The 2,670-nt window shown below is 69.9% G+C and carries 2 protein-coding genes; both read left to right on the top strand.

The features are described from left to right. Positions 1–1,427, top strand: a 1,427-nt coding sequence (locus D471_RS0106525; RefSeq protein WP_017597879.1) for a glycosyl hydrolase, incomplete at its 5' end; no start/stop codon positions are given. Between the two features lie 179 nt (positions 1,428–1,606). Then, on the top strand, positions 1,607–2,670 hold a 1,064-nt coding region (locus D471_RS0106520; protein ID WP_017597878.1), incomplete at its 3' end, for a DNA gyrase subunit A.

Here is a 2,670-nt window from a genome sequence, read left to right as displayed (position 1 = left end):
GTTATTTCGTCTCCGCGGCGGCCGTCGTCGCCCGCTATGACGCCGACTGGGCCGCCGAGGACGCCTGGGGCGGCATGATCCGCCTGCTCGTCCGGGACGTCGCCGAGACGGATCCCGACAGCGACATGTTCCCCAGGTTGCGCTCGTTCTCCCCCTACGCCGGACACGGCTGGGCCTCGGGGCACGCCGGATTCGCCTCCGGCAACAACCAGGAGTCCTCCTCCGAGGGCATGCACTTCGCCGCGGCCACCGCCCTGTTCGGCTCTCTGACCGGTGACGACGAACTGCGCGACCTGGGCGTGTACCTGCACACCACCCAGGCCTCCACCATCGCCCGCTACTGGCAAAACCACGGCGGCGAGACCTTCCCCGGCGACTATCCGAACGACATCGCCGCCATGGTCTGGGGCGACGGCGCCGACTACCGCATCTGGTGGGACGGCAGCCCGGAGGAGCACTACGGCATCAACTACCTGCCGATCACCGCGAGCTCCCTCTACCTGGGGTACGACCCCGAGCACGCGGAACGGCTGTACCGCTCCCTGGAGGACCGGCTCGGACGCCAGCCCGAGACCTGGCGGGACATCCACTGGGAGCAGTTGGCCCTCTCGGACGGCCCCCGCGCCCTGAGCCTCTTCGAGGAGCAGTGGACCTCGTACGAACCCGAGGCGGGTGAGTCCAGGCCGCACACCTACCAGTGGGTGTCGACCCTGGCCGAGGTGGGGACCGTGGACACCGCCGTCACGGCGGACACCGCGCACTACGCGGTCTTCGACGACGGCGGAGAGCGCACCCACACCGCGTTCAACCCGTCCGACACGCCGTTGGCCGTGACCTTCTCCGACGGAACGCGGCTCGACGTGGAGCCGCGCTCACTGGCGTCCACCACGGGTGAGGGCGGTGATCCCGGCGACCCCGGGGACGGTGACGGAGACGAAGGCGTGGGTGACGGAACCCTCCACCTGACCCCGGCGGGGCTCTCCCTCCTCCCGCGCGACTCCACCGACGAGATCACCGTGGCCTCCGCCGGAGGCGTCAACCGGGACGGGCTGCCGCCCCAGGACCGGGTGGTCCTCACCGCCGACGGTCTGACCGGCTCCCACACCGGCGGCCCCACCGCCTTCTCCCTGCCCGTGGACTCCGGCGACGCGGTCGCCAACGCGGTCCAGATCCGTGTGGTCTACGACCTGGAGGGCGACGGCACGGATGACCGCGTCGAGACCTACCGCTACTTCGCCACCAACGACCTGGAGGGCTGGGAGGACCACACCCACGGCCGGGGACCGCTGAGCGCTGAGGGGTCCCTCGGCGACCTGAACGGCGGATCCGTCCGCGTCGAGCTGTGGAGCGCCCTGGGCGAGGCCCCCTCGACGGTCCTGACCGGGGCCGAGGACGGCGCCACCGTCACGATCCCCTTCTCCGACTGACGTCGGGGGCGGGGCCGACACGACCCGGCTCCCAGCGTGGGGTGGTTTCCGTACCTGTTCGTGTGCGGGGCGGAAACCACCCCACGCATGCCCAAAACCCCCACAGTCGCACGGGTCACACGCCCCCAACCACGGGCCGACGTACGTTTCAGTCTCTGGAACAGGACAGAATTACGGTCATGGCCCGTACAACTTCCCGTCCCCCCGAGGATCTCGCCGAGAAGATCATCGACATCGACGTCTCCGAGGAGATGCGCGGCAGCTTCCTGGAGTACGCGTACTCGGTCATCTACCAGCGCGCGCTACCCGACGCCCGTGACGGCATGAAGCCCGTCCAGCGGCGGATCCTCTACCAGATGAACGAGATGGGGCTCCGCCCCGACCGCGGTCACGTCAAGTGCGCCCGCGTCGTCGGTGAGGTCATGGGCCGCCTGCACCCCCACGGCGACAGCGCCATCTACGACGCCCTGGTCCGGCTCAGCCAGTCCTTCGCCATGCGCGTACCGCTGGTCGACGGCCACGGCAACTTCGGTTCGCTCGGCGGCGACGACGCCCCCGCCGCCATGCGCTACACCGAGGCCCGTCTGGAGCGCAGCGCCGAACTCCTGGTCTCGTCCATCGACGAGAACGTCGTCGACTTCAAGCCGAACTACGACGGCCAGGAGACCGAGCCGGAGGTGCTGCCCGCGGCCTTCCCCAACCTCCTGGTCAACGGAGCCTCCGGCATCGCGGTCGGCATGGCCACCAACATGGCCCCGCACAACCTGGGCGAGGTCGTCGCCGCCGCACGCCACCTGATCGCCCACCCCGACGCCACCCTGGAGGAGCTCACCGAGTTCGTCCCGGGACCGGACCTGCCCACCGGCGGCACCATCGTCGGCCTGGACGGCGTCCGCGACGCCTACCGGAAGGGCCGGGGCACGTTCAAGACGCGCGCCACCGTCTCGATCGAGAAGGTGTCCGCCCGCCGCACCGGCCTGATCGTCACCGAGCTCCCCTACAGCGTGGGCCCGGAGAAGGTCATCAGCCGCATCAAGGAGCTGGTGCAGTCCAAGAAGCTCCAGGGCATCTCCGACCTCAAGGACCTCACCGACCGCAACCAGGGGCTGCGCCTGGTCATCGAGCTCAAGAACGGGTTCAACCCCGAGGCGGTCCTGGAGGAGCTCTACCGGCTCACGCCGATGGAGGAGTCCTTCGGCATCAACAACGTCGCCCTCGTCGACGGCCAGCCGCAGACCCTCGG

It is taken from the genome of Nocardiopsis lucentensis DSM 44048 (assembly GCF_000341125.1).
Taxonomy (GTDB): domain Bacteria; phylum Actinomycetota; class Actinomycetes; order Streptosporangiales; family Streptosporangiaceae; genus Nocardiopsis; species Nocardiopsis lucentensis.
Note: the sequence above shows the minus strand (reverse complement) of the source record. Positions and strands in the feature narration are given on the sequence as shown.